Annotated in this window: 26 protein-coding genes; 12 read left to right on the top strand and 14 right to left on the bottom strand. The window is 38.7% G+C overall.

Translation table 11 applies throughout. The features are described 5' to 3' along the window. The first annotated feature begins 29 nt into the window (after window positions 1-29). The 5 genes from HUV91_RS12895 (at window position 30) to HUV91_RS12875 (ending at window position 6,665) form a co-directional block, all read left to right on the top strand. Window positions 30-980, top strand: a complete 951-nt coding sequence (locus HUV91_RS12895; protein WP_174493681.1) for an SDR family oxidoreductase — start codon at window positions 30-32, stop codon at window positions 978-980. After that, window positions 977-2,590: an acyl-CoA carboxylase subunit beta gene (locus HUV91_RS12890; RefSeq protein ID WP_174493680.1), complete on the top strand. Its 1,614-nt coding sequence runs from the start codon at window positions 977-979 to the stop codon at window positions 2,588-2,590. Before HUV91_RS12895 ends, HUV91_RS12890 begins: the two co-directional genes overlap by 4 nt. Window positions 2,591-2,655: 65 nt before the next feature. Beyond that, window positions 2,656-3,813, top strand: coding sequence for an acyl-CoA dehydrogenase family protein (locus HUV91_RS12885; protein ID WP_174493679.1), 1,158 nt, complete (start codon window positions 2,656-2,658; stop codon window positions 3,811-3,813). An 11-nt stretch (window positions 3,814-3,824) separates the two neighbouring features. After that, window positions 3,825-4,661: an enoyl-CoA hydratase/isomerase family protein gene (locus HUV91_RS12880; protein WP_174493678.1), complete on the top strand. Its 837-nt coding sequence runs from the start codon at window positions 3,825-3,827 to the stop codon at window positions 4,659-4,661. Between the two features lie 54 nt (window positions 4,662-4,715). Then, complete coding sequence (locus HUV91_RS12875; protein ID WP_174493677.1) at window positions 4,716-6,665, top strand: acetyl/propionyl/methylcrotonyl-CoA carboxylase subunit alpha; 1,950 nt, start codon at window positions 4,716-4,718, stop codon at window positions 6,663-6,665. Between the two features lie 58 nt (window positions 6,666-6,723). Here HUV91_RS12875 and HUV91_RS12870 read toward each other — a convergent pair whose 3' ends face one another. The 6 genes from HUV91_RS12870 to HUV91_RS12845 all read right to left on the bottom strand — a co-directional run bounded on the left by HUV91_RS12870 (window position 6,724) and on the right by HUV91_RS12845 (window position 10,954). Next, window positions 6,724-7,137 carry a roadblock/LC7 domain-containing protein gene (locus HUV91_RS12870; protein ID WP_130074991.1) on the bottom strand — a complete coding sequence of 138 codons (414 nt, stop codon included), beginning with the start codon at window positions 7,135-7,137 and terminating at the stop codon, window positions 6,724-6,726. Between the two features lie 10 nt (window positions 7,138-7,147). Beyond that, on the bottom strand, window positions 7,148-7,681 hold the full coding sequence (locus tag HUV91_RS12865; RefSeq protein ID WP_130074992.1) for a GTP-binding protein: 534 nt from the start codon (window positions 7,679-7,681) through the stop codon (window positions 7,148-7,150). An 11-nt stretch (window positions 7,682-7,692) separates the two neighbouring features. Next, on the bottom strand, window positions 7,693-8,670 hold the full coding sequence (locus HUV91_RS12860) for a hypothetical protein (protein WP_130074993.1): 978 nt from the start codon (window positions 8,668-8,670) through the stop codon (window positions 7,693-7,695). Between the two features lie 501 nt (window positions 8,671-9,171). Beyond that, the gene (locus tag HUV91_RS12855) at window positions 9,172-9,831 is read right to left on the bottom strand and encodes a hypothetical protein (RefSeq protein ID WP_174493676.1); all 660 of its coding nucleotides are present in this window, start codon (window positions 9,829-9,831) and stop codon (window positions 9,172-9,174) included. Between the two features lie 16 nt (window positions 9,832-9,847). After that, window positions 9,848-10,288, bottom strand: a complete 441-nt coding sequence (locus tag HUV91_RS12850) for a ClpXP protease specificity-enhancing factor (RefSeq protein WP_130074995.1) — start codon at window positions 10,286-10,288, stop codon at window positions 9,848-9,850. 12 nt (window positions 10,289-10,300) lie between these two features. After that, window positions 10,301-10,954, bottom strand: a complete 654-nt coding sequence (locus tag HUV91_RS12845) for a glutathione S-transferase N-terminal domain-containing protein (RefSeq protein WP_130074996.1) — start codon at window positions 10,952-10,954, stop codon at window positions 10,301-10,303. 128 nt (window positions 10,955-11,082) lie between these two features. Here HUV91_RS12845 and HUV91_RS12840 point away from each other — a divergent pair, with 128 nt between their 5' ends. Genes HUV91_RS12840 through HUV91_RS12830 form a run of 3 tightly spaced genes read left to right on the top strand, consistent with a single transcriptional unit; the run spans window position 11,083 to window position 11,949 of the window. Next, complete coding sequence (locus tag HUV91_RS12840) at window positions 11,083-11,382, top strand: hypothetical protein (protein ID WP_130074997.1); 300 nt, start codon at window positions 11,083-11,085, stop codon at window positions 11,380-11,382. A gap of 29 nt (window positions 11,383-11,411) precedes the next feature. Continuing rightward, window positions 11,412-11,651 (top strand): hypothetical protein, encoded by a 240-nt coding sequence (locus HUV91_RS12835; protein WP_174493675.1) that lies wholly within the window; start codon window positions 11,412-11,414, stop codon window positions 11,649-11,651. Between the two features lie 58 nt (window positions 11,652-11,709). Continuing rightward, window positions 11,710-11,949, top strand: a complete 240-nt coding sequence (locus HUV91_RS12830; RefSeq protein ID WP_174493674.1) for a hypothetical protein — start codon at window positions 11,710-11,712, stop codon at window positions 11,947-11,949. 55 nt (window positions 11,950-12,004) lie between these two features. Here HUV91_RS12830 and rpsI read toward each other — a convergent pair whose 3' ends face one another. Together rpsI and rplM are read right to left on the bottom strand one after the other, a co-directional pair. Further along, window positions 12,005-12,391: a 30S ribosomal protein S9 gene (gene rpsI / locus HUV91_RS12825; RefSeq protein ID WP_068886068.1), complete on the bottom strand. Its 387-nt coding sequence runs from the start codon at window positions 12,389-12,391 to the stop codon at window positions 12,005-12,007. Between the two features lie 12 nt (window positions 12,392-12,403). Beyond that, entirely contained in the window at window positions 12,404-12,832 is a 429-nt protein-coding gene (rplM, locus tag HUV91_RS12820) for a 50S ribosomal protein L13 (RefSeq protein ID WP_004722943.1), read from the bottom strand. Between the two features lie 383 nt (window positions 12,833-13,215). Between rplM and pdxA the strand changes: the two genes are divergently transcribed. From pdxA to HUV91_RS12805, 3 genes are read left to right on the top strand one after another with little or no spacing between them, the layout of a single operon-like run. After that, window positions 13,216-14,184, top strand: coding sequence for a 4-hydroxythreonine-4-phosphate dehydrogenase PdxA (gene pdxA, locus HUV91_RS12815; protein WP_174493673.1), 969 nt, complete (start codon window positions 13,216-13,218; stop codon window positions 14,182-14,184). Window positions 14,185-14,204: 20 nt separating this feature from the next. Continuing rightward, on the top strand, window positions 14,205-15,017 hold the full coding sequence (gene rsmA / locus HUV91_RS12810; RefSeq protein ID WP_130075001.1) for a 16S rRNA (adenine(1518)-N(6)/adenine(1519)-N(6))-dimethyltransferase RsmA: 813 nt from the start codon (window positions 14,205-14,207) through the stop codon (window positions 15,015-15,017). Window positions 15,018-15,020: 3 nt separating this feature from the next. Then, entirely contained in the window at window positions 15,021-15,878 is an 858-nt protein-coding gene (locus tag HUV91_RS12805) for a symmetrical bis(5'-nucleosyl)-tetraphosphatase (RefSeq protein ID WP_174493672.1), read from the top strand. 65 nt (window positions 15,879-15,943) lie between these two features. Here HUV91_RS12805 and HUV91_RS12800 read toward each other — a convergent pair whose 3' ends face one another. The 5 genes from HUV91_RS12800 to hflX form a co-directional block, all read right to left on the bottom strand. Next, a complete protein-coding gene (locus HUV91_RS12800; protein ID WP_174493671.1) occupies window positions 15,944-16,393 on the bottom strand; it encodes a DUF2147 domain-containing protein in 450 nt (149 codons plus the stop codon). Between the two features lie 277 nt (window positions 16,394-16,670). After that, window positions 16,671-17,120, bottom strand: coding sequence for a DUF2147 domain-containing protein (locus tag HUV91_RS12795; RefSeq protein ID WP_174493670.1), 450 nt, complete (start codon window positions 17,118-17,120; stop codon window positions 16,671-16,673). 223 nt (window positions 17,121-17,343) lie between these two features. After that, window positions 17,344-18,012 carry an LrgB family protein gene (locus HUV91_RS12790; RefSeq protein WP_174493669.1) on the bottom strand — a complete coding sequence of 223 codons (669 nt, stop codon included), beginning with the start codon at window positions 18,010-18,012 and terminating at the stop codon, window positions 17,344-17,346. 10 nt (window positions 18,013-18,022) lie between these two features. After that, entirely contained in the window at window positions 18,023-18,394 is a 372-nt protein-coding gene (locus HUV91_RS12785) for a hypothetical protein (RefSeq protein ID WP_174493668.1), read from the bottom strand. 45 nt (window positions 18,395-18,439) lie between these two features. Then, window positions 18,440-19,771 (bottom strand): ribosome rescue GTPase HflX, encoded by a 1,332-nt coding sequence (gene hflX, locus HUV91_RS12780; protein WP_174493667.1) that lies wholly within the window; start codon window positions 19,769-19,771, stop codon window positions 18,440-18,442. 408 nt (window positions 19,772-20,179) lie between these two features. On the opposite strand from hflX, the gene HUV91_RS12775 reads away from it, so the two are divergent. Beyond that, window positions 20,180-20,977, top strand: a complete 798-nt coding sequence (locus HUV91_RS12775; protein WP_130075041.1) for a lysophospholipid acyltransferase family protein — start codon at window positions 20,180-20,182, stop codon at window positions 20,975-20,977. Between the two features lie 71 nt (window positions 20,978-21,048). Here HUV91_RS12775 and HUV91_RS12770 read toward each other — a convergent pair whose 3' ends face one another. Beyond that, the gene (locus HUV91_RS12770; protein ID WP_130075008.1) at window positions 21,049-22,683 is read right to left on the bottom strand and encodes a phospholipase D family protein; all 1,635 of its coding nucleotides are present in this window, start codon (window positions 22,681-22,683) and stop codon (window positions 21,049-21,051) included. Window positions 22,684-22,738 lie beyond the last annotated feature (55 nt).

Genomic DNA, 22,738 nt, shown 5'->3' with positions numbered 1-22,738 from the left:
AATCAAAGAAAACAAATTGGAAATAAAAAATGCATTATCACTCAATATTTAGATCAGATGCTTTTCAGGACAAAGTCGTTATTGTGACAGGTGGTGGGTCAGGCATCGGGCGTTGTACTGCACATGAGTTGGCGGCATTGGGTGCGCAAGTGGTGATCACAGGACGCAAAATTGAAAAATTGGAAAAAGTCAGTGCTGAAATCACGGAAGATGGTGGCAAGGTTCATTTTATCGTTTGTGATAACCGTGAAGAACAGCAAGTCAAAAACATGATTGCCGAAGTGCTTGAAAAATTCGGCAAGCTCGATGGCTTGGTGAATAACGCGGGCGGTCAATTTCCGTCAAATTTAGAAGGCATCTCAGCAAATGGTTTTGATGCAGTGGTACGTAATAACCTGCATTCAACATTTTACTTAATGAAAGAAGCCTATAACCAATGGATGGCAAAACATGGCGGTAGCATTGTCAATATGGCAGCAGACATGTGGGGCGGAATGCCGGGGATGGGGCATTCAGGTGCGGCACGTTCAGGCGTGGATAATTTAACAAAAACGGCTGCGGTGGAATGGGGACGTTCAGGTGTTCGAGTCAACTGTGTTGCACCGGGTTGGATTGTATCATCGGGTATGGACAATTATTCGGGTGATTTTGCCAAATTTATTATTCCAAGTCTTGCTGGTAATGTGCCTTTAAAACGTATGGGTACGGAGTCAGAAATTTCATCGGCAATTGTTTATTTACTTTCAGAAGCAGCAGGTTTTATTTCAGGGGTAACACTACGAGTGGATGGTGCAGCTTCACAAGGTACACGAATGTATCCACTGGCTGATGCAACCAATAGTGTCTCGTTCAATGGTTTCCATCGTGCCTTTATACCAGATGTATTAAAAGATGAGCTTGGAAAAGTAGAGCAACGCTCTACCCAAGCGCAAGAGCAGAAGCAAACACAACACAATAAATCTACAGGGGAAAATTCATGACGATTCTCCAATCTGAAATTGCTGTGGGAAGTGAACAATATGAACAAAATAAGGCAACACTTTTAGCTCAAATTGCCGAAGTTCGTGCTGTGCAAAATAAGAGTATTGAAAAATCTTATGCCGCCAAACCGAAGTTTGATAAACGCGGTAAAATTTTACCGCATGAACGTGTTCGCCTTATTTTAGATGCAGATTCACCTTTTGTAGAACTATGCGGTTTGGTCGGCTATGGCATGCATGATGATAAAGATGGTTCAGATGCAGGTGGGGGAATTCTTGCAGGCATTGGTTTTGTCAGTGGTGTACGCTGTTTAGTCACAGCAAGCAATAGTGCAATTAAAGGGGGCACAATTTCCCCGATGGGTGTCCGTAAAACGCTACGTATCCAAGAAATTGCCATGAAGCAGAAACTTCCTGTCGTGGCTTTAACTGAAAGTGGTGGGGCAAACCTAACCTATGCGGCAGAAGTATTTACTGATGGTGGTAAAACTTTTGCTAATCAAGCACGTATGTCAGCAATGGGTATTCCGCAGATTTCTGTGGTACATGGTAATGCTACAGCAGGCGGTGCCTATCAACCGGGTTTATCGGATTACGTCATTTCAGTGCGTAAAAAGACCGAGATGTTTTTAGCTGGACCACCTTTGTTATTGGCTGCAACAGGTGAAGTGGCAAGTGCTGAAGAATTGGGTGGTGCTGAAATGCATGCTCAAGTTGCAGGTACTGCAGAATATTTAGCTGAAAATGATGCTGATGGTTTACGAATCGCGCGTGAAGTTCTTGAACATTTGAATTGGAAGGAACAAACGCATTCACTGAGTGAAAGTTATAAAGAACCGCGTTACGCCATTGAAGAACTACTGGGCATTATTCCCACTGATCCAAAGCAACCTTTAGAGATGAAAGAGATTATTGCCCGTCTGGTCGATGATTCAGACTTTCTCGAGTTTAAACAAGAATACGACTCACATACGGTATGTGGATGGTCAAAAATCGGTGGCTTGAATATTGGCATCATAACTAACAATGGCCCAATTACCACACAAGGCGCTGCAAAGGCGGCACAATTTATTCATCTTTGTGAGCAGACACAGCGACCGTTATTATTTTTGCATAACACCACAGGTTTTATGGTGGGAACAGATGCGGAGCAGAACGGTATTATTAAACATGGTTCGAAATTGATCCAAGCAGTAGCTAATTGTACCGTTCCAAAAGTATCTATAGTCGCGCATGGTTCTTATGGTGCAGGAAACTATGCGATGTGTGGTCGCCCTTTAGATCCAGACTTTATTTTTGCATGGCCAAATTCTCATGTCGCTGTGATGGGTTCTGCACAGGCAGGTAAGGTTCTACGTATTGTGGCTGAAGAAAAGCAAAAAGCTGCGGGTATGGAACCCAATGCACAAATGTTAGATTTTCTAGAACAAAGTACAGCGGTCAAATTAGAGCAGCAATCTACTGCTTTATTTAATACGGCCATGCTGCATGATGATGGCATTATTGACCCACGAGACACACGTAAAGTACTTATTTTTCTATTTAAAACAATTTATGAGTCAAGAGCCCGTCAATTGAATGCATCAAAATTTGGCGTATCCAGATTTTGAAAATCAAAAATTGATCGTTGAAAAACGATGATATGGAACATTAAAAATAAATTTAGGACAAAACAATGAAATTTACTCCAGAACATGAAGCACTACGCCGTACCACACGCCAGTTTGTTGAAACTGAACTGAATCCATTCATTCCAACATGGGAAGCGGAAGGTATTTTCCCGATTCATGATGTATTTAAGAAAATGTCAGATTTGGGTTTATTGGGCATTTGTAAACCTGAAGAAAATGGTGGTTTAGGTTTAGATTATTCTTATAACTTGGTTGTTGCAGAAGAGTTGGGACGAGCAGCATGTGGTGGTGTACCGCTTGCGATTGGTGTACAAACCGATATGGCAACACCTGCTTTGGCGCGTTTTGGCAGTAAAGAATTGCGTGATGAATTTCTGACACCTGCCATTGCAGGGGAATATGTCGCTTCGATTGCAGTTTCAGAATTGCATGCAGGTTCAGACGTTGCAGCCATTAAAACCACAGCAAAAAAAGACGGTGATGATTACATTATTAACGGAAGCAAGATGTGGATCACCAATTCACTGCAAGCAGATTTCTTCTGTTTACTTGCGAATACATCTGACGATAAACCGCATGTCAATAAATCGATGATTATTGTCCCTGCAAAAAGTGCTGGGATCAGTTTTTCAGAGCCATTAAATAAATTGGGAATGCGTTCAACCACAACTGCTCAAGTCTATTTTGACAATGTCCGTGTTCCACAACGTAACTTGGTGGGCGCTGAAGGCATGGGCTTTATGATGCAGATGATGCAATTCCAAGAGGAACGTATGTGGGCAGCAGCGAATGCCATTGGTGGTTTGGAGCATGTGATTAAACAAACCATTGAATATACCAAAGAGCGAGCTACTTTTGGTCAGCCATTGATTAATAACCAATATGTACATTTCCGTTTTGCAGAAATGATGACGGAAGTCGAAGCTTTACGTGCCTTGACCTATCGTGCCTGTCAGATTCATTTGGAAGGTGGCAATGCCACTGAGATTGCATCTATGGCAAAACTCAAAGCAGGGCGTTTAACCCGTGAAGTGGCTGATAGTTGCTTACAGTTTTGGGGGGGTAATGGTTTTATGTGGGATAACCCTGCTTCGCAACTGTATCGTGATGGTCGTTTAGGTTCAATTGGTGGTGGTGCAGATGAAATCATGCTCGGCATTATTTGTAAATTGATGGATATTTTGCCGTCAAAGCGTAAATAAGGAGAATGCGTATGACACTTTCAGCCGCTCTCACTTCACAACAATTTGATGACAGTATTGAATTGGAACAAGAGGGAAGTATTTTAAGCGTGTGGCTCAACCGACCAGAAAGTCGTAATGCCATGAGTTTAAATATGGTCAAAACTATTCAACAAGTGTTTAAAGCCATTGAAAATGATCTTTCGATCCGTGCGGTGATTCTACGTGGTAAAGGTGGACATTTTTGCGCAGGGGGTGACATCAAAGACATGGCGCAACTGCGTGGCGAAGCTGCCAGTGCAGGTTCAAACCAACCTTATGCAGATTTTAACCGTCAATTTGGCTATATGATTGAACAGGTTGATCAAGCACCACAAACAGTGGTGGCTGTGCTTGAAGGTGCGGTTTTGGGTGGTGGTTTTGGTTTGGCATGTGTGTCTGATATCGCCATTAGTCTTACTGATGCAAAGTTTGGTTTGCCCGAAACAGGTTTGGGCGTCATTCCTGCACAGATTGCGCCTTTTGTGGTGAAACGCATCGGTTTAACGCAAGCACGTCGTTTGGCATTATTGGGCAATCGCTTTGAAGGACAGACAGCGCTTAAAGTGGGGGTGGTGCATGAAGTGGCAGATCATCTTGCCGATTTAGAAATTTTATTGGCTGAAACCATTCAGCAAATCAAACGCATAGCACCGCATGCTTCTCGTGTTACCAAAGCTTTATTGCATCGTACATTGAATGAGCCACTCAACAGTTTGTTGGATGATGCCGCGCAACAATTTGCCAATGCGGTAGGTAGTGAAGAAGGCATGGAAGGTACCATGGCATTTATTCAAAAACGCAATCCAAGTTGGTTTGATGGTGGGTAATTCACATCCAAACTTATAGAACAAAATATAAAACCAAGAATAGGGAAAACGAGAATGGCATTTTCAAAAGTATTGGTGGCGAATCGTGGTGAAATTGCTGTTCGCGTAATGAAAACAGCACGGGCAATGGGCTATGAAACTGTAGCGGTGTATTCCGATGCAGACCGTCATGCACGTCATGTGCAAGTTGCCGATGAAGCTGTATATATCGGTGCATCTAAGGTTTCAGAATCTTATCTGTCGATTCAAAATATTATCGAAGCCTGTAAAAAAACTGGTGCTGATGCAGTGCATCCTGGTTATGGATTTCTATCTGAAAATACAGAATTTGCAGCCGCATGTGCTGAAAATGGCATCACCTTTATTGGACCTCCTGCGCCTGCAATTGAATTGATGGGCAGTAAGCGTCTTTCAAAAATCGCGATGATTCAAGCAGGTGTGCCATGCGTCCCCGGTTATGAAGGTGATCAGCAAGAGATTGAATATTTAGAACAACAAGCCAATCAAATTGGTTATCCATTGATGGTCAAAGCCTCGGCAGGCGGTGGCGGACGAGGCATGCGTTTGGTGCAAAGTGCTGCTGATATTGTCGAAGCATTGAAAACCGCACGTTCTGAAGCAGAAAATGCCTTTGGTTCAGGTGAGCTCATTCTTGAAAAAGCGGTAATCGCACCACGTCATGTGGAAATTCAAGTCTTTGGTGATACGCATGGTAATTATGTCTATCTCTTTGAACGTGATTGCTCGATTCAACGTCGTCATCAAAAAGTTGTTGAAGAAGCACCGTGTCCTGTCATGACTGAAACTTTACGTCAGCAAATGGGCGAGGCAGCCGTTGCCGCAGCGCGTTCATGTGATTATGTCGGTGCAGGAACAGTTGAGTTTTTACTTGACCAATCAGGTGAATTTTATTTCTTAGAAATGAATACCCGTTTGCAAGTAGAACATCCTGTGACTGAGTTAGTAACAGGCTTAGACTTAGTAGAGTGGCAACTCCGAGTTGCTAATGGTGAGACATTGCCCTTACAACAATCTGAGTTGACGTTGACAGGTCATGCGATAGAAGTGCGTTTATATGCCGAAGATCCACGTCAGGACTTTTTACCACAAACAGGGCAAGTACAGCGTTGGTTGCCTGCGCATTTACCGAATGTCCGAATTGATCATGGTTTATTGAGCCAAGATGAAATCAGCCCATTCTATGATCCGATGGTGGCAAAAGTCATTGCTTATGGAAAAACTCGTCAGGATGCGATTCGTCTTTTGGCACGAGCAGTCAATGATTGTGTGTTGTTGGGGGTAAATAGCAATAAGCAATTTTTGGTGAATTTATTAAAGCATCCCATTATTGTCCAAGGCGATACCAATACCGCTTTTATCCAAGAACATTTCCAAGATGATGTAAGCTTACATAAGCAAACTTTGGTCTTAGAGCATTTGGCGGTGAGCGCAGCATTATTCACCAATGCCTCAAGCAATCGTAGTTGGAATACAGGGATCGCTTTGTCGTTGCCATTAAAGCTCAAACATGATGATCAACAATTACAGCTTTTGGTGAAACGTGATCAAAATCAGGTTGAAGTTGAAATTTGCGGTCAGATTTTTACAATCCAAGTTCTTGAGCAAACTGCACAAAAATTGTTTTACACTACAAATGGTGTACGCCGTTCAATTGACTATGTTTTGGATGGTCATCGTCTGTACTTAGATGCAGTCAATGGCAATATTAGTATTGAAAATGTTACTTATGCTGCACCTGAAACCTCTGATGTGGCAGGGGATGGCAAGATCCGTGCGCCGATGGATGGTTCAATGATTAATATTTTGGTGAATGTTGGTGATACGGTAACAAAAGGTCAGACTTTAATTGTATTAGAAGCGATGAAAATTCAGCAACAGATTAAATCAGATGGTGATGGTGTTGTTGAGGAAATCATTGCACAAATTGGCCAACAGGTGAAAAAGCGCCAAGTTTTACTAAATATTGCATTTGCTACACAATAAAGATTGATCGAAGCGCAAAATAAAAGCCATTTCACTTGAAATGGCTTTTAAAAATAATTTATGAACTATGTGCTGCAATATTATTGCTCGCTGTTTTTAGATTATAAAGTAATTGTCCTAATAAAATATCTTTTGCGGCTAAAGTGACTAAAACCATGGGATGTTTTGCAGCAGGGACAGCAGTTAAAACTGCTTTACCATTTTCTGCATCAAGCGTAATACTATTACAACCGACCAATTCGATTTCACCTAAAAAAGCGCTGACCATGGCTAAAATAGAACTACTGACAGCTGCAAGTTTGCTTGAGTTATAGGTGTTTTTGCGATACACCGAGCATAATTCAAAACCATCGGTTGAACATGCCATAATGAAATCAATTCCTTTTACATTCATTAAAACATCATGAATTTCGGCTTTGGTAAAATCGATTAATTCATCTGGCGCACTACGTTGTTCAGCGATATTCAGCATTCTATTCTCTCTATAAATATTTAATTTCTAACGTGGTAATAACGGTTTCAAGTAACATGAGCACATCATCTTTTTGGCGAGCATCGACAAAAAATAATGGATAATTCAAATTGTTTTCGATGAGCCAAGTGCGGTATTTGTGGCTAGAGATGTCTGTATTTTTATCTAAATGACTAATACCAATCACAATGTTATCATCATATTTTTTGAAAATATCGACATAATATTGAAGTTCTTCAAGGCTGTTAGGGTTGCTATGATCAATCAAAATAATGGTGCCTATCGCACCTTGACAGATGACGCCCCACATAAAGTCAAAGCGACCTTGCCCAGGTGTGCCATATAACCCAATTTTGTTCCCATCTTCAAGGGTAATCTCACCATAATCAATACCTACGGTAGTATTAAGTTTCTGATGGCGTTCTTGGTCAGTATTATATGCTTCGGTCGCTAAAACAGGAATTTCAGATAATGCTTTGATCGCTTCGGTTTTTCCTGCCCCCATTGAACCTGCAAAAACAATTTTATATTTTTGAATAATCATCGGTGATGTTCCTAAAAGCCGAATCGACGTTTTAATTTACCGAAAAAGCTACGTAAACCCTTCACGTCTTGTTGCTGAGTTTCATTCTTTGTTGTTTGATCAAATTGGCATGCCTTAGCATTGACCAGCTCAGCATTATGTATTGCCAGATTGGCATTGATGAAACGTTGGACAATTTGGATATCGATTCCCAATTTATTTGCCACGTGTTGTACTTCCGCGCCTTGAATAAAACAGGCCGAAAGCTGCAAAATTAATTTACGGTCTGCACGTGTAGGCTGAGGCCAAAATTTAAGCTTGAAATGTGCGGATGCGTGAGGAAGTATACATAAGTCTGTCGAATTCCACAGTAATTCAAAGAGCCAATTTTCTAAATTCAGTTGTTGTTTGCGTGAAACAGCCGAAAAATCCTCAATCGTTGCGGATGCATATTGCAATGAGCCATCGGTATGTGGAAGCATCCGCTTTGGGTTAATCCAAGCAACATGCATATGATGATCAATCACTGCTAAGCTACCAAGCTGATCGAAAAGATGTACTTTTCTTTGTAAATCATGATAAATTTCAGCAATATATTGCACATTTAAAAGAGGAAAATCATGCCGTAAAGGTACTAGAGTTTCGTTTGTTTCTAAAGGCGCTTCCACAACAATATTGTGTCGATCTAAAACATGAGTTTGAATCCAATTCTTTAAAATCTGTGAATCTTGTACAGGTAAAAATAAAGTATTGTCTTGAATTGAGCCTTGGGTCAAATTATCTTTAGATATTTTTAAATATGCTAAATTATTGGAAAAAATAATTTTCTGGATGTTTTCAGTTTCAAAAAAAAATTCATGAATAAAGACAAGGTGAATCTCAGGGTCATTCATTTTACCCCAATGGATGTCAATAGATGATGGAATGACTTCACGTAATTTTGCTTTTAGTTTTTCAGTTGTAATTAAGCCAAGACCTGAAATTGCGATATTGATACGAGCTTTATTCATAATATCACTTTAAGGAAAAGTTAAAAAACGTACAATATCTTGAAATCTAAAATAGTGATAAAACCGTTTACCAACAAATATTCTCATTTAAATAAATATAAACTTATTTAAGAGAATAGTTTCTTTTCTAACCGTTTAACCAACCAAAGCATTGTTAATGTGTCAATGTTTTATTTTGTGTTTTAAGTCACGTTTCTTTGCAGTATGTGATCTTAAGCTACATTTATTTAAAAATCAAAGATATAATATGTATTTATTATATTGAATATAGTATTTAAAGCAATAAAATTTACTGACTATTTTTTTATTTTTCAGTTTAACTGAGTAATGTCTTTTTTTATTTTAGATAAACTCAATATTTTAAAATATTCCAAAATATTTTTGCCGCAAACACAACCAATTTTTGAAAAAATACAATTGTAAAATAAATATAACAACTGCAATGCTGAAATAGACAATATTGCAGTTGTATATTTCTGAAGTCCTGTAAAAAGAATTCAATTAAGCAAATGCGAATTGTAGTGCTTCAAATAAAATCCAAAGTACCACCAATGCAACAATTGGTTCACAGACTTTTGCCCAAGTTGGATTGATTGCTGTCACAGGTTTTACAGCTAAAACTTCAGCTTGAGTGTGCTCTTTTTGCGTATTTACCATTTGATTAAACTCCTTCATTGTCTCATCTAATGATAGCTCTTCTTGCATGATCGGTTTAGAACCTATGAGCACTTTTAGGTTATTGGTTGACCAAACCCAATCTTCGGCTTGACCTGAGAGATGTTCTATTTGACCTAAGATTAATTCACGTAGACCTCTTTTTCCAAAACTACCCGTTTCATCTAACTGTTTTAACTCTTTGAGTTGTAACTCCAAAATTTCAATTGTGGCATGTTCTAGGTCAGGTTTCGTGAGTTGTGATTGATTATGTGAGGATGTTGTCAAATGCCGTGCAATTTCTTGCAGATATAAATGATCCACATTTTGAATTTCTTGATAGACCACATCCTCTTTTTGTTCCCAAAGATTAACTAATTTTCCTAAAGTTAATGCATTAATTTCTAATAAATAATTCTTTCTTTCTTCAGGAGGATACTGGTTTAAAAGCTGAGGCTTTTGAATCTTAATCTGCTCAGCAAAGTATTGTACGAGATCAAAAGCCATCGAATGCTCCTTTATTCTATTCTAAAATTCTTAAACTTGGTTTTTTCTTTGGTGTTTCGTCCGTTGTTTCGGATGTCTCTGTAGTATTTGATTTTAAAGCATCTTCATTAATTTGCACATTGGCATATTCGTCAGGATCAAAGAATAAACCTTGTCCATTTTCGCGAGCATACAAACCTAATACTGCATTCATGGGTACATAAATATCTTTAGGCACACCACCAAAACGTGCGGAGAATGTGACGGCATCATTGCTCATATTAAGCATATGTACAGCGTGTGGCACGATATTCAGGACAATTTGACCATCTTGTACAAATTGAGTTGGGACATCGGTATAGGGTTGTGTTGCATCCACTAACAGATAAGGTGTTAGATGATTATCACAAATCCACTCATAAATCGCACGTGCAAGATATGGGCGAGTAGGGGTTAAGTTTAATTCTGGTTCAGACATGAGAAATTTACTCTATTCTTTGGCTAAAAATTCTTGAAAGCGATTCTTTTCTTGAAGGGTCATGGACTTCAAAAAACTAGGTCGATTAAAAATTCTTTGGCAATATAATAAAATTGGACGGCATTGCTGCTTTGGTAACTCAATTCCCATTTGTCTTAACCGTATGAAAATTGGTGCTAACATGCAATCTAAAATTGTAAAGTGTTCAGACATAAAATATGGAAAATGCTGAAACAGAGGCGTTAATGAAATCAATGTATCACGCAATTGTTTTTGTGCTTTTTTCTGTGCATCTATATTTAAGGTGTCTGGATGGCGCAGCATAATGTCTGCGAGTTTGAGCCAATCTTGCTCAAAACGCCAAATATATTGACGTTGTTCAGAACGCGGAGCCGGCGCATCTGCATACAATTTATTTTGACGATAACGGTCATCAATATATTCAGAAATAATCGCCGTATTAAACAGTTTTAAATCATTTTCGATGAGCATGGGCAATTGATTATAAGGATTTAAGCTGGCTAAATCTTCATCATCCTCGTCAACAATAATCAGATTATGTTTAATTTGTTTTTCGGTCAGAACAAAGCGTACCCAATGCGAGCGAAAATCATCTGCATGACTATAAAGTGTAATCCCTTGCAATTGTGTGTTTTCGAGGTTCATATTCCAAAAACTGAGCGACGTGAATGAGATAGGATACTAAAAATAAGCAATAAAATCATCTGCCGTTGAGCGCTTTAAGTCTAGTATCAGTCTACAAGTTTGGATTTATAAAAATAGGAATGTAGAAAATGTTAAATAAAATCATGCGCAGACATTTATATTTTAGCTGGATTGTGACATTTCTACTGAGTGCGTGTAGTGGTGTTTCAAGCTCAAAACCAGCTGAAATGACACAAGTCGCAAGACCAACTACAGCAGATATGATGGATAATGTAAAACAAAAATATGAACTTACCGATGCTTGTGCAGGAATTGAAAATTGTACTGTAGCAGTGCCATGTGAAGAGAATCCTCATGCCGATGCATGTTATTCTAGCCCAGCACAACCTGAGTTCCCTGGTGGAGATGCACATGTAAGCAATGATTAATTTTAATTTATTTGTCAAAAAAGAATGTAATGGACTCGATAAAAATATTCATTTTTTTATTTATTTTGATTGGATGTATTGGGCTTGGGACAGCCAATATCTATTTCAATCAAGCTTTCTGGCGCAGTGAGGAGTTGTGGTTAGATGACGATGATTTTGATGAAGATGTTGAGCGCTGGATGCAATATGGCACTCTTGCTTACAAAACTTGTATTTTTAGTTTTATCGTTGCGGGTATTTTAGGTGTCGTATATTGGTATGTCGGTTAGATGACTAAATTAGAAATAAAATTAGAAAATTTGTACTGCATTTAAGAGAAAATAGCGAATGCAATTGATCACATTAGCCAAGTTACTGTTTTTAATTGCTGTAGTTTTCATGGGAGTCGGCTTTTATACTGCATTGGCTGCTGCATACCAATCTGATGCCAATTTTGGTGAGGAATATCCACAAGATCAGTGGAAAGAACTATTCTGTAAAATAATGATCTTTCTGAGCCTAATCTGCTTGCTTTGTAGTTTAGGACTCTTTGTGTACCAAATTTTGACAGATTTAAATATAATTTAAGCCATAAAAAAACCTCGGCATAAGCCGAGGTTTTTTGTCCGATTCGGTAAACGAATTAACGTTTAGAGAATTGAGGACGTTTACGCGCTTTACGTAAACCAAGTTTCTTACGTTCAACTTCACGAGCATCACGAGTAACGAAACCAGCTTGACGAAGAGCAGGTTTTAAAGTTTCGTCAGCAGCGATCAATGCACGAGTAATACCGTGACGGATTGCGCCAGCTTGACCACCGATACCACCACCAGCAACAGTGATGTAAAGGTCATATTTGTTAGTCGCTTCTAAAAGCTCAAGTGGTTGGTTAACAACCATACGTGCAGTTTCACGACCAAAGTACTGTTCAAGAGTACGGTTATTGATTACGAGTTTACCAGTACCAGCTGATAGGAAAACACGTGCAGTTGCGGTCTTACGGCGACCTGTACCATAATTAGTAGCCATGTGCTGTATCCCTTAGATGTCCAAAACTTGTGGCTGTTGAGCAGTATGTGGATGCTCAGTACCAGCGTACACTTTCATCTTCTTGATCATTGCATAACCAAGAGGACCTTTTGGCAACATGCCTTTTACAGCACGTTCAAAGATTTCTTCTGGTTTGTGAGCAACTAATTTTTCGAAATTAGTTTCACGGATACCACCAGGGAAACCAGTGTGGCGATAGTATTTCTTATCAAGTGATTTTTTACCAGTCACTTGTACTTGTTCAGCATTGATCACAACGATGTAGTCACCAGTGTCAACGTGAGGAGTATAAGAAGTTTTGTGTTTACCGCGTAAACGACGAGCGATTTCAGTCGCAAGGCGACCTAAAGTTTTGCCAGAAGCATCAACAACGTACCAGTCGTGTTGAACTTCAGCAGGCTTAGCGCTGAGAGTTTTCATTAAACCACTACCTATTATAGTTGGTTTGGACTATGGAATCTGTCCAAACAAAAGGAGCGCGAATTCTACCTGAAACTTGAAGAATCCACAATCGAAATCTAATATTTCAAGCGCATTATTATATTGAGTGCTGATTAAAAATGCAAAGTTTAGTTCAAGGTATTTTGTACATGGTCATTGTGAAAGAATATGTCTGGCATCCTTTAGTAAGGATGAATATTTTTGGATAAAATATTGAGCTGAATTAAAACATTAGACTGACATTCAAATCAATACGTTGCTAGTCATAGTGATCTAGATGGAATAGATCAATAAAGTAAAATTTTCAAATGAAAATACTTTTCCCGCTTATAATAAAGCAAATGCAATGGGTGTAATGAAAAATGCTTCCTTTATATATCACTAGTGGTGAGCCTGCAGGCATTGGTCCTGATATTTGTCTGAGTCTTGCAGAGCGTGTTGATGAGCGACCAATTGTAGTATTGGCGGATATCAATATGTTGCGTGATCGTGCCGAAATTTTAAAACAAGAGATACAGATCATTGAATATATGGGGCAAAAAGATTCATCCACGCAAGGTCAACTCTATGTTGAGCATGTGCCTTTATATGAAGATGTTGTACTCGGACAATTAAATCCTAAAAATTCAGCCTATGTATTAGAACAATTACATCGTTCAGCCTATTACGCTCTACAAGGTCAAAGCGTTGGGGTAGCCACTGCGCCTGTACAAAAGTCAGTGATCAATGATGCTGGGATTCATTTCAGTGGTCATACTGAGTATTATCAAGAATGTGCAGAAGTTGACCGTGTCGTGATGATGTTAGCCACTAAAACATTACGTGTGGCATTGGCAACAACCCATTTAGCACTGCGTGACGTTGCAGATGCGATTACCAAAGAAAGATTACATCAAGTAATCGACATTTTGATTCATGATTTAAAAACCAAATTTAAAATTGAACATCCTAATATTCTGGTGTGTGGGCTTAATCCCCATGCAGGTGAGGGCGGGTATTTAGGGCATGAAGAAATAGATACGATTAACCCTGTGCTTGAAAGCTATCGGGTACAGGGTGTCAACATGAGTTTAAGTCTACCTGCTGATACTTTATTTACCCCTGAGCATTTAAAAGATGCTGATGCAGTATTGGCAATGTATCACGATCAGGGTTTACCTGTGTTAAAATCACAAGGATTCGGTGAAGCGATTAATATTACTTTAGGCTTACCATTTATTCGTACCTCTGTCGATCACGGTACAGCACTCTCCCTTGCAGGCACAGGACAGGCAAAAAGTTCTAGCTTAAATGTTGCTGTTGACCTTGCACTTGATTTGGCAAGACACTAATTCACGTTGGAAAATATTTTATGTATCAAATTAATGCCTTAAACCCAAAAGATGAAGGGCATCACACGCGGAAGCGTTTTGGACAAAACTTTTTACACGACCAACGTGTGATTGCCAAAATTGTACGTTCTGTTGCACCGCGTTCAGGGGACAATATTGTTGAAATTGGTCCCGGCCTTGCGGCATTAACATCGCCTTTGATTGGTGAATGCGATGCTTTGACTGTGGTTGAGCTTGACCGTGATTTGGCGGCAGGTTTACCAGGTCGAGTACCGCATCCTGAACGGTTGACCATTATTGAAACTGATGCTTTGAAATATGATTTCACTGAACTTTTTCAGGAAAATCGTCCTTTACGCGTGGTGGGGAATCTCCCTTATAATATTTCAACTCCGCTTTTATTCCATCTCTTAGAGTTTGGTGACAAAGTCAAAGACATGCATTTTATGCTGCAAAAAGAAGTGGTTGATCGTATTACTGCTTCGCCAAATACGAAAGAATATGGACGTTTGTCTGTCATGATTCAGTATTTCTGTAAGCCAACATTTTTATTTGAAGTGCCGCCAGGTTCATTCAATCCACCACCTAAAGTCACCTCTGCGGTATTTCGTTTGGAACCTTATGCCAATAAACCAATTGTGGCGAAAAATGAAAAAGCATTGGCTCGTTTAGTTTCTCATGTCTTTACTCAGCGCCGTAAAACTTTACGTAATAGTTTAAAAGGTATGCTTGTTGAAAATGGTTTTGAAAATGCAGGTGTAGATCCAATGGCGCGCCCTGAAACTTTAACATTGGCACAATTCGTTGCTTTGTCTGATCAAATGGTGGCTTAACTGATGACCCGTGCAATTCGATATAACTATGTGATTGGTGATGTACAAGGCTGTTTTGAAGCTTTGAAAATGTTGCTAAAAGAAATCCAATTTGATTCAGATCAAGATTTTATTTGGTTCGCAGGTGATCTGATTGCACGTGGTGAAAACTCAGTGGGTGCGATTCGTTTTATCAAAAAATTGTGTGAGCGTGGTGCAGCTGCAACAGTATTGGGAAATCATGATCTAAATCTTTTGGCTGTTGCACGTGGCATTAAAAAACTCAAAGATAAAGATCGTATTGACGATGTGATTCATGCGCTTGAAAGTGATGAGTTGATTGAATGGTTACGACGACAACCTTTGTGTTTATTTCCGAATGATCAGACCATTTTAACTCATGCAGGAATTCCACATATTTGGGATGCAGCTCAAACAGCTCAATATGCCAAAGAAGTTGAGGCGGTAATTTCGCATGAGGATTTTGCTGTTTTAGATGCGTTCTTACAAGAGATGTATGGCACTGAACCTGATGTCTGGTCAGAGGATTTACAAGGTCAAGCTCGCCTACGTTGTATCACCAATTATTTGACTCGTATGCGTTTAACTGACGTACAAGGACGTTTAGAGTTTAGTTTTAAAGATGCTTTGGATGAGCCGATGCCTAAAGGTTTTCAACCTTGGTTTGACTATGCGTCAAAGGCTGCGCAAACACATCAAATCATTTTTGGGCATTGGGCTGCATTACAAGGTAAAACCATCAGTCAACCCAATCAGAAACAGATTCAAAATGTAGATGGTGGTTGTGTTTGGGGACATCAATTAATTGCTTATCGTTTGGAAGATCAACAAAGCTTTAAAGTTGATAATCCAATGTTTTAACCACAATTAATCAGATCAAAATGAAGCCATCTTTTGAGATGGCTTCATTTTATTTTTAAGTATGATTATTCAACACGTACCCAAGTTTGACTACGTCCTAAAACAGATGTTCCTAAGTAACCTCTTAAGCGTAACATTTTACCAGTTTGGTTTAATTTGGCTTTTAGGCGATATATTTTTCCTGTTAAAGGATCAATGATTTTACCCTGATCATAATCTTTGTCTTGAATATGTTTTAACCCTGTAATGAGGTTTAAACCTAATACAGGTTTATTGGTATAGGGTGCAGGACAGTTCACACATAATTCTTTTGGTGTATAACCAGGTCGAGGTGTAATTTTAATAATCGTTCCCGTATAAGCACCACTACTGTCTTTTTTAAATGCAATTTGTGCTTTGGCTTCACCTGACTGATCATCAATTTGTTGCCATATGCCTGTAATATCCTGTGCAAAGAGGCTAGAGTGGGTGCAAAGTCCGATTAATAGTGCAGCAATTTTTATTTGAATTTTCATCTTACTTTCCTTGATATAAAAATTCATTGATGTAAATATCCCACGATATTTCAGCAATTTTTTGTGTATATTTCAAGTGTTGAAAGTACACTAAAATATATTGAAGTTGCCAATGAAAGTACGAAATGAATATAGGATGAAGAATTGATATAAAAGGTAGTCACTATTATTTTGAGTTGAATAATATGAAAGTAAACGATCCATATAAACATCCTTGTTTATATGGATTTGAAAAATAATACTTAATTGCTTTTGCTGCTTGATAGAACCTGCAATATTAATTTACACGTATCCATGTTTGACTACGTCCAATGGTCGAAAAGCCATAATAGCCACGAATATTCAACTTACTTCCATTTTGTGAAAGCTTTGCTTTTAGGCTGTATAAACGACCACTGTTTGGATCTAAAATTTTGCCATTTTCATATTCATAGTCATTGATACGTTTTAAGTTGGTAATTGCTTTCAGACCTAAAATAGGCTTGTTGGTATAGGGTGCAGGGCAGTTGACGCATATTTCTTTAGGTTGATAACCGACACGTGGCGTCACTTTGGTAATGATGCCGTAATATGTGCCATTTTGATCTTTTTTAATTTCTACAATGCCTTTAGGCGAGCCTGTTTTATCGTCAATGCTTTGCCAAGACCCTGTAATATCTTGTGCAAAAATTGTGCTGCTTAGACAAGTTAGAAGACACGCTGCAATCCAATTTACTGTATTTTTCATGATATTTTTCTCTTTTACATTGTATTTTCAATTGTTGAATAAAGACACAATTTATAGGGTGAGTTTGCCATATTTATTAAATATTGAGCAATTACTATTTAAAAAATATGATTTATTTCACAATATTTTATCAAAAGTGACATTTTTTGTTAATTTATAAAAATGAAAACGAACGTAAAAAAAGAGATTGTATAGAAACAATCTCTTTTAAATGAATTATTCATTATTGAATAAATAAGATAAAACTAGGTAGCCAAATGGCAGTGAAGACTGCATTGACTGCCATACCAAAGGCAGCATATCGACCAGCAACTGCGCCACGTTGCCAAGCTTGCGCTGTTCCAATCGCGTGTGCAGCCAAGCCAAGCGCTAAGCCAGATGCACGCTCATCATTGATATTGCGAAGGATAATTGAGGAAAATGCAGCCCCAATCACCCCAGATAAAATCACAATCAAAATCACCATGGACACAGGTGAGTGCAAGAGTGTGGCAATATTAATTGCAATCGGTGTGGTCACTGCACGTGTTGCAAATGCCATGACAGTGGGTTCAGACATGTGGAGTAAATAAGCCAACCCCATAGGTAAAGCTACGGCACTGATACTCGCAAAAACCAAAATGCCCACGACAGATTTAATCGGTAAGTCATCATAACGCATGGCTGCTAAAGGGATGGCAAGTGCAACAGTGACATAACCTAAGAGATGGCTGAAAATCCCATTCATTTGTGTATTGTATTGTTCATACGGTATTTTAAAGAGCATTAAAATACCAATGACAAAGAACATGGCAATCACCAATAAAGGGACTTGTGGAAATTTTTTGTTGATTGGTTTAGCTGCCAAATAGGCGGTAAGCGTAATCAAAAATCCTGTTAAAATACTGAGCATTGTCATCTCCTTATAACCATTTTTTTGCCATTTTTGCATAGACCCAAAGTGGAATAAGGGTACTGACAAACATGACTAATAAAAATAAAGGGATTTCTTTGCCCATGCTCACAAGCATCAGTAATGAACCTGCACAAATGGGTAGAAAAGCAAAACCACTTTCCTTCATGAGTTTGTTGTTGGTGTCAACTAAGCGAGATGGAATTTTTTTAAATCGACGCCAAATGATGAGAATCAGTAAAAGACTCAGTAAGCCTGTGAGGTTGCCGAGTTCAGGATGATTAAATTGCCTCATGATCCACACTGAGGCTTCTCGAAAGAAAATGATCAGGGCGATGGTGGCGATCCATGCGAGCCAATCTATATTTTTGAACAAGTCCATGGTATTTTTTAATCAACTTAATTTATCTTTCACGTTTTAACTCATTCAGTGCTTAATTTCAAATTCTTCTAAAGGTCTTGCAAACTGTTGTGCTTTATCACCTAAAATTTGATCGATCGGTAAATGCGCTTGTTTAATGAGTTGCTCAAGTTTATAAGGTGCAATATTTACTTCTAAAAGTAATTGACCATTTTCATCGTAATTTTCAGATTGAATTACATTCAAGGCATAAAGTTGATTACGTAATTTGCCATATTCAGGTTTCAGGACAAGTTGAAAGTTTTGGAGCTGTCCCATTAAACATTCTTGTACCGCTTTACGCAGTAAGTCTAAACCTTGTCCTGTATGTGCAGAGACATACACTCGGTCAGGTTGGTGAGGTCGCGCATAAATGATTTTGGCATCTTCACCCGATTGGTCAATTTTGTTATACACTTTTAAAATAGGGACATCGACGCCAATTTCTTTGAGTACAATTTCTACCGCCTCAATTTGCTCAAGCATATCAGGGCTACTCGAATCAATCACATGCAGCAGTAGACTGGCTTGTAAGGTTTCTTCGAGGGTCGCTTTAAAAGATTCAACGAGGGCATGAGCAAGATTACGGACAAAACCTACGGTATCAGCAAGGACTAATGTCCCGATGCCATCCCAATCTAAGCGTCGGAGTGTCGGGTCAAGGGTGGCAAATAATTGGTCTGCAGCATAGACATCGCTATTTGCTAGAATATTGAATAATGTCGATTTTCCTGCATTGGTATAGCCGACCAAAGACACGGTTGGAATAGCTGCTTTTTGTCGTGCTGCTCGTCCTTGGCTACGTGTTTTACGCACTTTTTCTAAACGATCTTTGAGTTGATCCATACGAATACGTAATAAACGGCGATCTGTTTCTAAAATGGTTTCACCTGGACCACGCAGTCCAATGCCCCCTTTTTGACTGTCAAGGTTACTGTGGCGGCGGACAAGGCGAGATGAAAGGTGATCAAGCTGAGCCAATTCAACTTGGAGTTTGCCTTCATGGGTACGGGCACGTTGTGCAAAAATATCTAAGATCAGACCTGTGCGGTCAATCACACGACATTTTAAAATATTTTCTAAATTACGTTCTTGTGCAGGGGAAAGGGCATGATCAAAAATGACCAATTCAACGTCTAAAGCTTCAACTTGTGCTGCAATTTCTTCAGCTTTGCCTGAGCCGATAAAGAACTTAGGGTCGGGTTTAATACGTTGTACATGCAAATGTTCTAAAATTTCTGCACCTGCGGATTTGGCTAATAATCGAAATTCCTCATGATCGATATCATCTAAAATTTGTACGGCGACACTGACTAAGATTGTTCGTTCATTGATTGGTGTTCGATTTGCATATTCCACAGATATTTAGACTCTCAAATAGATTGATTTCAATCCATTCTAAAGTAATTTCTGATAAAAAATGCAGTTATTGTCAAAGAAGTGCAATAAAAATTTTAGAGAGTAGAACCAAACTGCCACAATATAAAACAACATAACCCAGTAGTTTTCTAAATGAAAATTTGAGGTCAAGATGCTGTGAAATAGTGCTATTTTTACTGAGTTGCATTTGCTTTTTATGCCTTCTTTTTGATCACTTAATGGTTGAATTTTAGAATAAACAGGTGTAGATAAAAATGAGCTTAAGTTATCTAATTGTTGTGTTTATATGATCAATGCAACTTCTTGTATATGTGGTATACAATACGTACAAATGAATTTGATTAATACTGATTTTAGTGAGCAACTATGCCGCAACAACAGACAAATATGACCTTACCGTCAGACGCAACTAAGAAATTAAATCTATTTTCGAAAACTTTTTTATATAGCAAAAAACTCATCAAAGGCACAGCAGTTGTCTCAGAAGGTTTCTATTTGGTTTTTCGCCATCAACTCTATAAAGATCCCAATAATTCGAATAATACACGTTATGTGCAGTATTTCTGTCGCCGTCTTGCCGAGGTTTTTAATGTCGATGTTCATGTGCATGGGACAATTCCACGCGAGCCTGCTTTATGGGTAAGTAATCATATTTCATGGTTAGATATCGCCGTTTTAGGCTCAGGTGCACGGGTGTTCTTTTTGGCAAAGGCTGAAATTGAAAATTGGCCGATTTTGGGCACTTTGGCAAAAGGGGGCGGCACACTCTTTATTAAGCGTGGTTCAGGCGATTCGATTCGTATTCGTGAACAGATCGCAAAATTTTTAAGTCAAAATGTGCCTGTGTTATTTTTCCCTGAAGCGACCACAACAGATGGTACACGAGTAAAGAAAGTGCATGGACGTATTTTGGGCGCAGCGATTGAAGCGCAAAAACCTGTGCAAGCTTGTGTGATTTGTTATGTAAATCAACAAGGTCAATTAGACACAGTTGTGCCCTTTATTGGCGAAGAAACATTTATCGATAATGTTCAAGCTGTGTTAGAAATGCCAAAAGTGACCGCACATTTGCGTGCGTTACCGTTGATTTCTACGGAAGGGCATACGGTGGAAACTTTGACGAAATTGGTTCAGGAAAAGATGCAAGAAGGTTTGGCTCAGTTGCAAAAAGAAGTGTTGGGTTAGTTTTTAGCGCATGCGATTAAAAAATCTGATTGATTCCTCAATCAGATTTTTTTCTAGTACATCTTTTATTTTTACATGAAGCCTTCAATTGGCAACCATGAAATAATTTTCACACCTGCTTTTTGCCACCATTTCATTTTCGGTTCTTTACGAATGGTCCGAATTTCGGTCGGTGTGGTACGAACCCAGTGAATTTTTTGTTGCGAGTTCAGCACCAATTTATAGGCATATTTAGTCAGGTTTTTATCCATGGTTGAATGTACAGCCTGTGCTAAGGATGGACTATTTAAAATCACGCCAATTTCAGTATTTAAGTTGGCAGAACGTGGATCAAAATTAAAAGAACCAATAAAGACTTGTTTATCATCTAATGCCATGAGTTTGGCGTGTAGGCTAGAACGACTTAAACCTTTTAAACTCACTTTGGTTTCTTTGGAGAGCTTTTTAATATTTTCATCGAGTTCTTGTTCAGGAATTGCAGGTAAAAACTCATATAACTCCACACCATTTTTCAGTAAGTTTTCTCGATATTTTGCATAGAATGCATGGACTAAAGCAACATCATTGGCTTTAAATGAATTGGTGAGTACACGAACTTGTACGCCTTTTTGTGCCAATTCAATCAGGCGCTCTTCACCTTCTTTTTGTGGCACGAAATAAGCAGAAACAAGATCTACACTTTGTTCAGGTTTTTCTAAATGCGTCAGCATTTGAAAGTTGAGATGTTCTTCTTTTTTTGCTTTAGATTTAATTTTGTCAGGAGCATCTTTAATGACTTCTGCTTTGACCCAATCGAGCTGAATGTGGTGATTTAACCAATTGTCAAAATCATGAGAATGTGAACTGAGGTTCATATAATTTTGCGTGGTGATTTCTTCATAATGTTGGGTCAGTTGTTGTTTGAGTCCTTCATAACGCAAGGTATATTTTTTGTGGCTAACAATGTCACGCACAGGAAAAGCATATTCGTGGTTCCAATATTCATCAAAAGAGTGATTAATATCTTCAACCGCTTTACCGACTAACATGACATCAACATCAGAGAACTGATAATTGTCGCTGATATTGTAATATTGGTTACTCATATTTCGCCCACCAATCAAACTAATTTGTTGGTCGGCAGTAAAGGTTTTATTGTGCATACGGCGATTGATACGTTTTAAATCGATCACCATGTCAAGTGGGCGAAATGAACGAAAGCGGTAGGGGTTAAACAGTTTGACATCAATATTAGGGTGTTGATCGAGTGCTAAATAAATCGCTTCCATGTTTTGTGCGTTATTATCATCGACCAATAAGCGAACTTTGACTCCCCGATCCGCAGCTTGAATGATTTTATACAGTGCCAATGAACCGATCTTGTCATTGTCCCAAATATAATATTGTAAATCTAAAGTTTTTTCAGCTTTATCAATAAGATGAATACGTGCGGCAATCGCATCAAAAGGGTCATATAAAACATGAAAACCTGTGAGATCAGGATTTTGTGCTTTTAAAGGGTTAATGAGTTGTGCCAAAGTCGTTTGATCTGTCGGCGTGTCTTTAGCATAAACGGGAGTGATAGGGTGTTGCTGTGTAGGTAGGGTATTACACGCAGGCAAACCACATACGATAATGGCAGAAAGTAGCACCATTTTTGTATTAAAAATCTTGAGTTTGTGATGCTGTTGGTACTTTTGTCGTATCGGATTTGTGGTTTGCGTCATAATTTAATCTAAGAATTCACAGAGCTAGAGTATAATTGCCAATGTTGAAAAGATA

It is taken from the genome of Acinetobacter sp. Marseille-Q1623 (assembly GCF_902809895.1).
Lineage (GTDB): Bacteria > Pseudomonadota > Gammaproteobacteria > Pseudomonadales > Moraxellaceae > Acinetobacter > Acinetobacter piscicola_A.
Note: the sequence above shows the minus strand (reverse complement) of the source record. Positions and strands in the feature narration are given on the sequence as shown.

Bases quoted from the DNA above. Each gene is read 5' to 3' on its own strand.
- HUV91_RS12895 (WP_174493681.1), top strand. From the start codon at position 30: ATGCATTATCACTCAATATTTAGATCAGATGCTTTTCAGGACAAAGTC.
- HUV91_RS12890 (WP_174493680.1), top strand. From the start codon at position 977: ATGACGATTCTCCAATCTGAAATTGCTGTGGGAAGTGAACAATATGAA.
- HUV91_RS12885 (WP_174493679.1), top strand. From the start codon at position 2,656: ATGAAATTTACTCCAGAACATGAAGCACTACGCCGTACCACACGCCAG.
- HUV91_RS12880 (WP_174493678.1), top strand. From the start codon at position 3,825: ATGACACTTTCAGCCGCTCTCACTTCACAACAATTTGATGACAGTATT.
- HUV91_RS12875 (WP_174493677.1), top strand. From the start codon at position 4,716: ATGGCATTTTCAAAAGTATTGGTGGCGAATCGTGGTGAAATTGCTGTT.
- HUV91_RS12870 (WP_130074991.1), bottom strand. From the start codon at position 7,137: ATGCTGAATATCGCTGAACAACGTAGTGCGCCAGATGAATTAATCGAT.
- HUV91_RS12865 (WP_130074992.1), bottom strand. From the start codon at position 7,681: ATGATTATTCAAAAATATAAAATTGTTTTTGCAGGTTCAATGGGGGCA.
- HUV91_RS12860 (WP_130074993.1), bottom strand. From the start codon at position 8,670: ATGAATAAAGCTCGTATCAATATCGCAATTTCAGGTCTTGGCTTAATT.
- HUV91_RS12855 (WP_174493676.1), bottom strand. From the start codon at position 9,831: ATGGCTTTTGATCTCGTACAATACTTTGCTGAGCAGATTAAGATTCAA.
- HUV91_RS12850 (WP_130074995.1), bottom strand. From the start codon at position 10,288: ATGTCTGAACCAGAATTAAACTTAACCCCTACTCGCCCATATCTTGCA.
- HUV91_RS12845 (WP_130074996.1), bottom strand. From the start codon at position 10,954: ATGAACCTCGAAAACACACAATTGCAAGGGATTACACTTTATAGTCAT.
- HUV91_RS12840 (WP_130074997.1), top strand. From the start codon at position 11,083: ATGTTAAATAAAATCATGCGCAGACATTTATATTTTAGCTGGATTGTG.
- HUV91_RS12835 (WP_174493675.1), top strand. From the start codon at position 11,412: ATGGACTCGATAAAAATATTCATTTTTTTATTTATTTTGATTGGATGT.
- HUV91_RS12830 (WP_174493674.1), top strand. From the start codon at position 11,710: ATGCAATTGATCACATTAGCCAAGTTACTGTTTTTAATTGCTGTAGTT.
- rpsI (WP_068886068.1), bottom strand. From the start codon at position 12,391: ATGGCTACTAATTATGGTACAGGTCGCCGTAAGACCGCAACTGCACGT.
- rplM (WP_004722943.1), bottom strand. From the start codon at position 12,832: ATGAAAACTCTCAGCGCTAAGCCTGCTGAAGTTCAACACGACTGGTAC.
- pdxA (WP_174493673.1), top strand. From the start codon at position 13,216: ATGCTTCCTTTATATATCACTAGTGGTGAGCCTGCAGGCATTGGTCCT.
- rsmA (WP_130075001.1), top strand. From the start codon at position 14,205: ATGTATCAAATTAATGCCTTAAACCCAAAAGATGAAGGGCATCACACG.
- HUV91_RS12805 (WP_174493672.1), top strand. From the start codon at position 15,021: ATGACCCGTGCAATTCGATATAACTATGTGATTGGTGATGTACAAGGC.
- HUV91_RS12800 (WP_174493671.1), bottom strand. From the start codon at position 16,393: ATGAAAATTCAAATAAAAATTGCTGCACTATTAATCGGACTTTGCACC.
- HUV91_RS12795 (WP_174493670.1), bottom strand. From the start codon at position 17,120: ATGAAAAATACAGTAAATTGGATTGCAGCGTGTCTTCTAACTTGTCTA.
- HUV91_RS12790 (WP_174493669.1), bottom strand. From the start codon at position 18,012: ATGCTCAGTATTTTAACAGGATTTTTGATTACGCTTACCGCCTATTTG.
- HUV91_RS12785 (WP_174493668.1), bottom strand. From the start codon at position 18,394: ATGGACTTGTTCAAAAATATAGATTGGCTCGCATGGATCGCCACCATC.
- HUV91_RS12775 (WP_130075041.1), top strand. From the start codon at position 20,180: ATGACCTTACCGTCAGACGCAACTAAGAAATTAAATCTATTTTCGAAA.
- HUV91_RS12770 (WP_130075008.1), bottom strand. From the start codon at position 22,683: ATGACGCAAACCACAAATCCGATACGACAAAAGTACCAACAGCATCAC.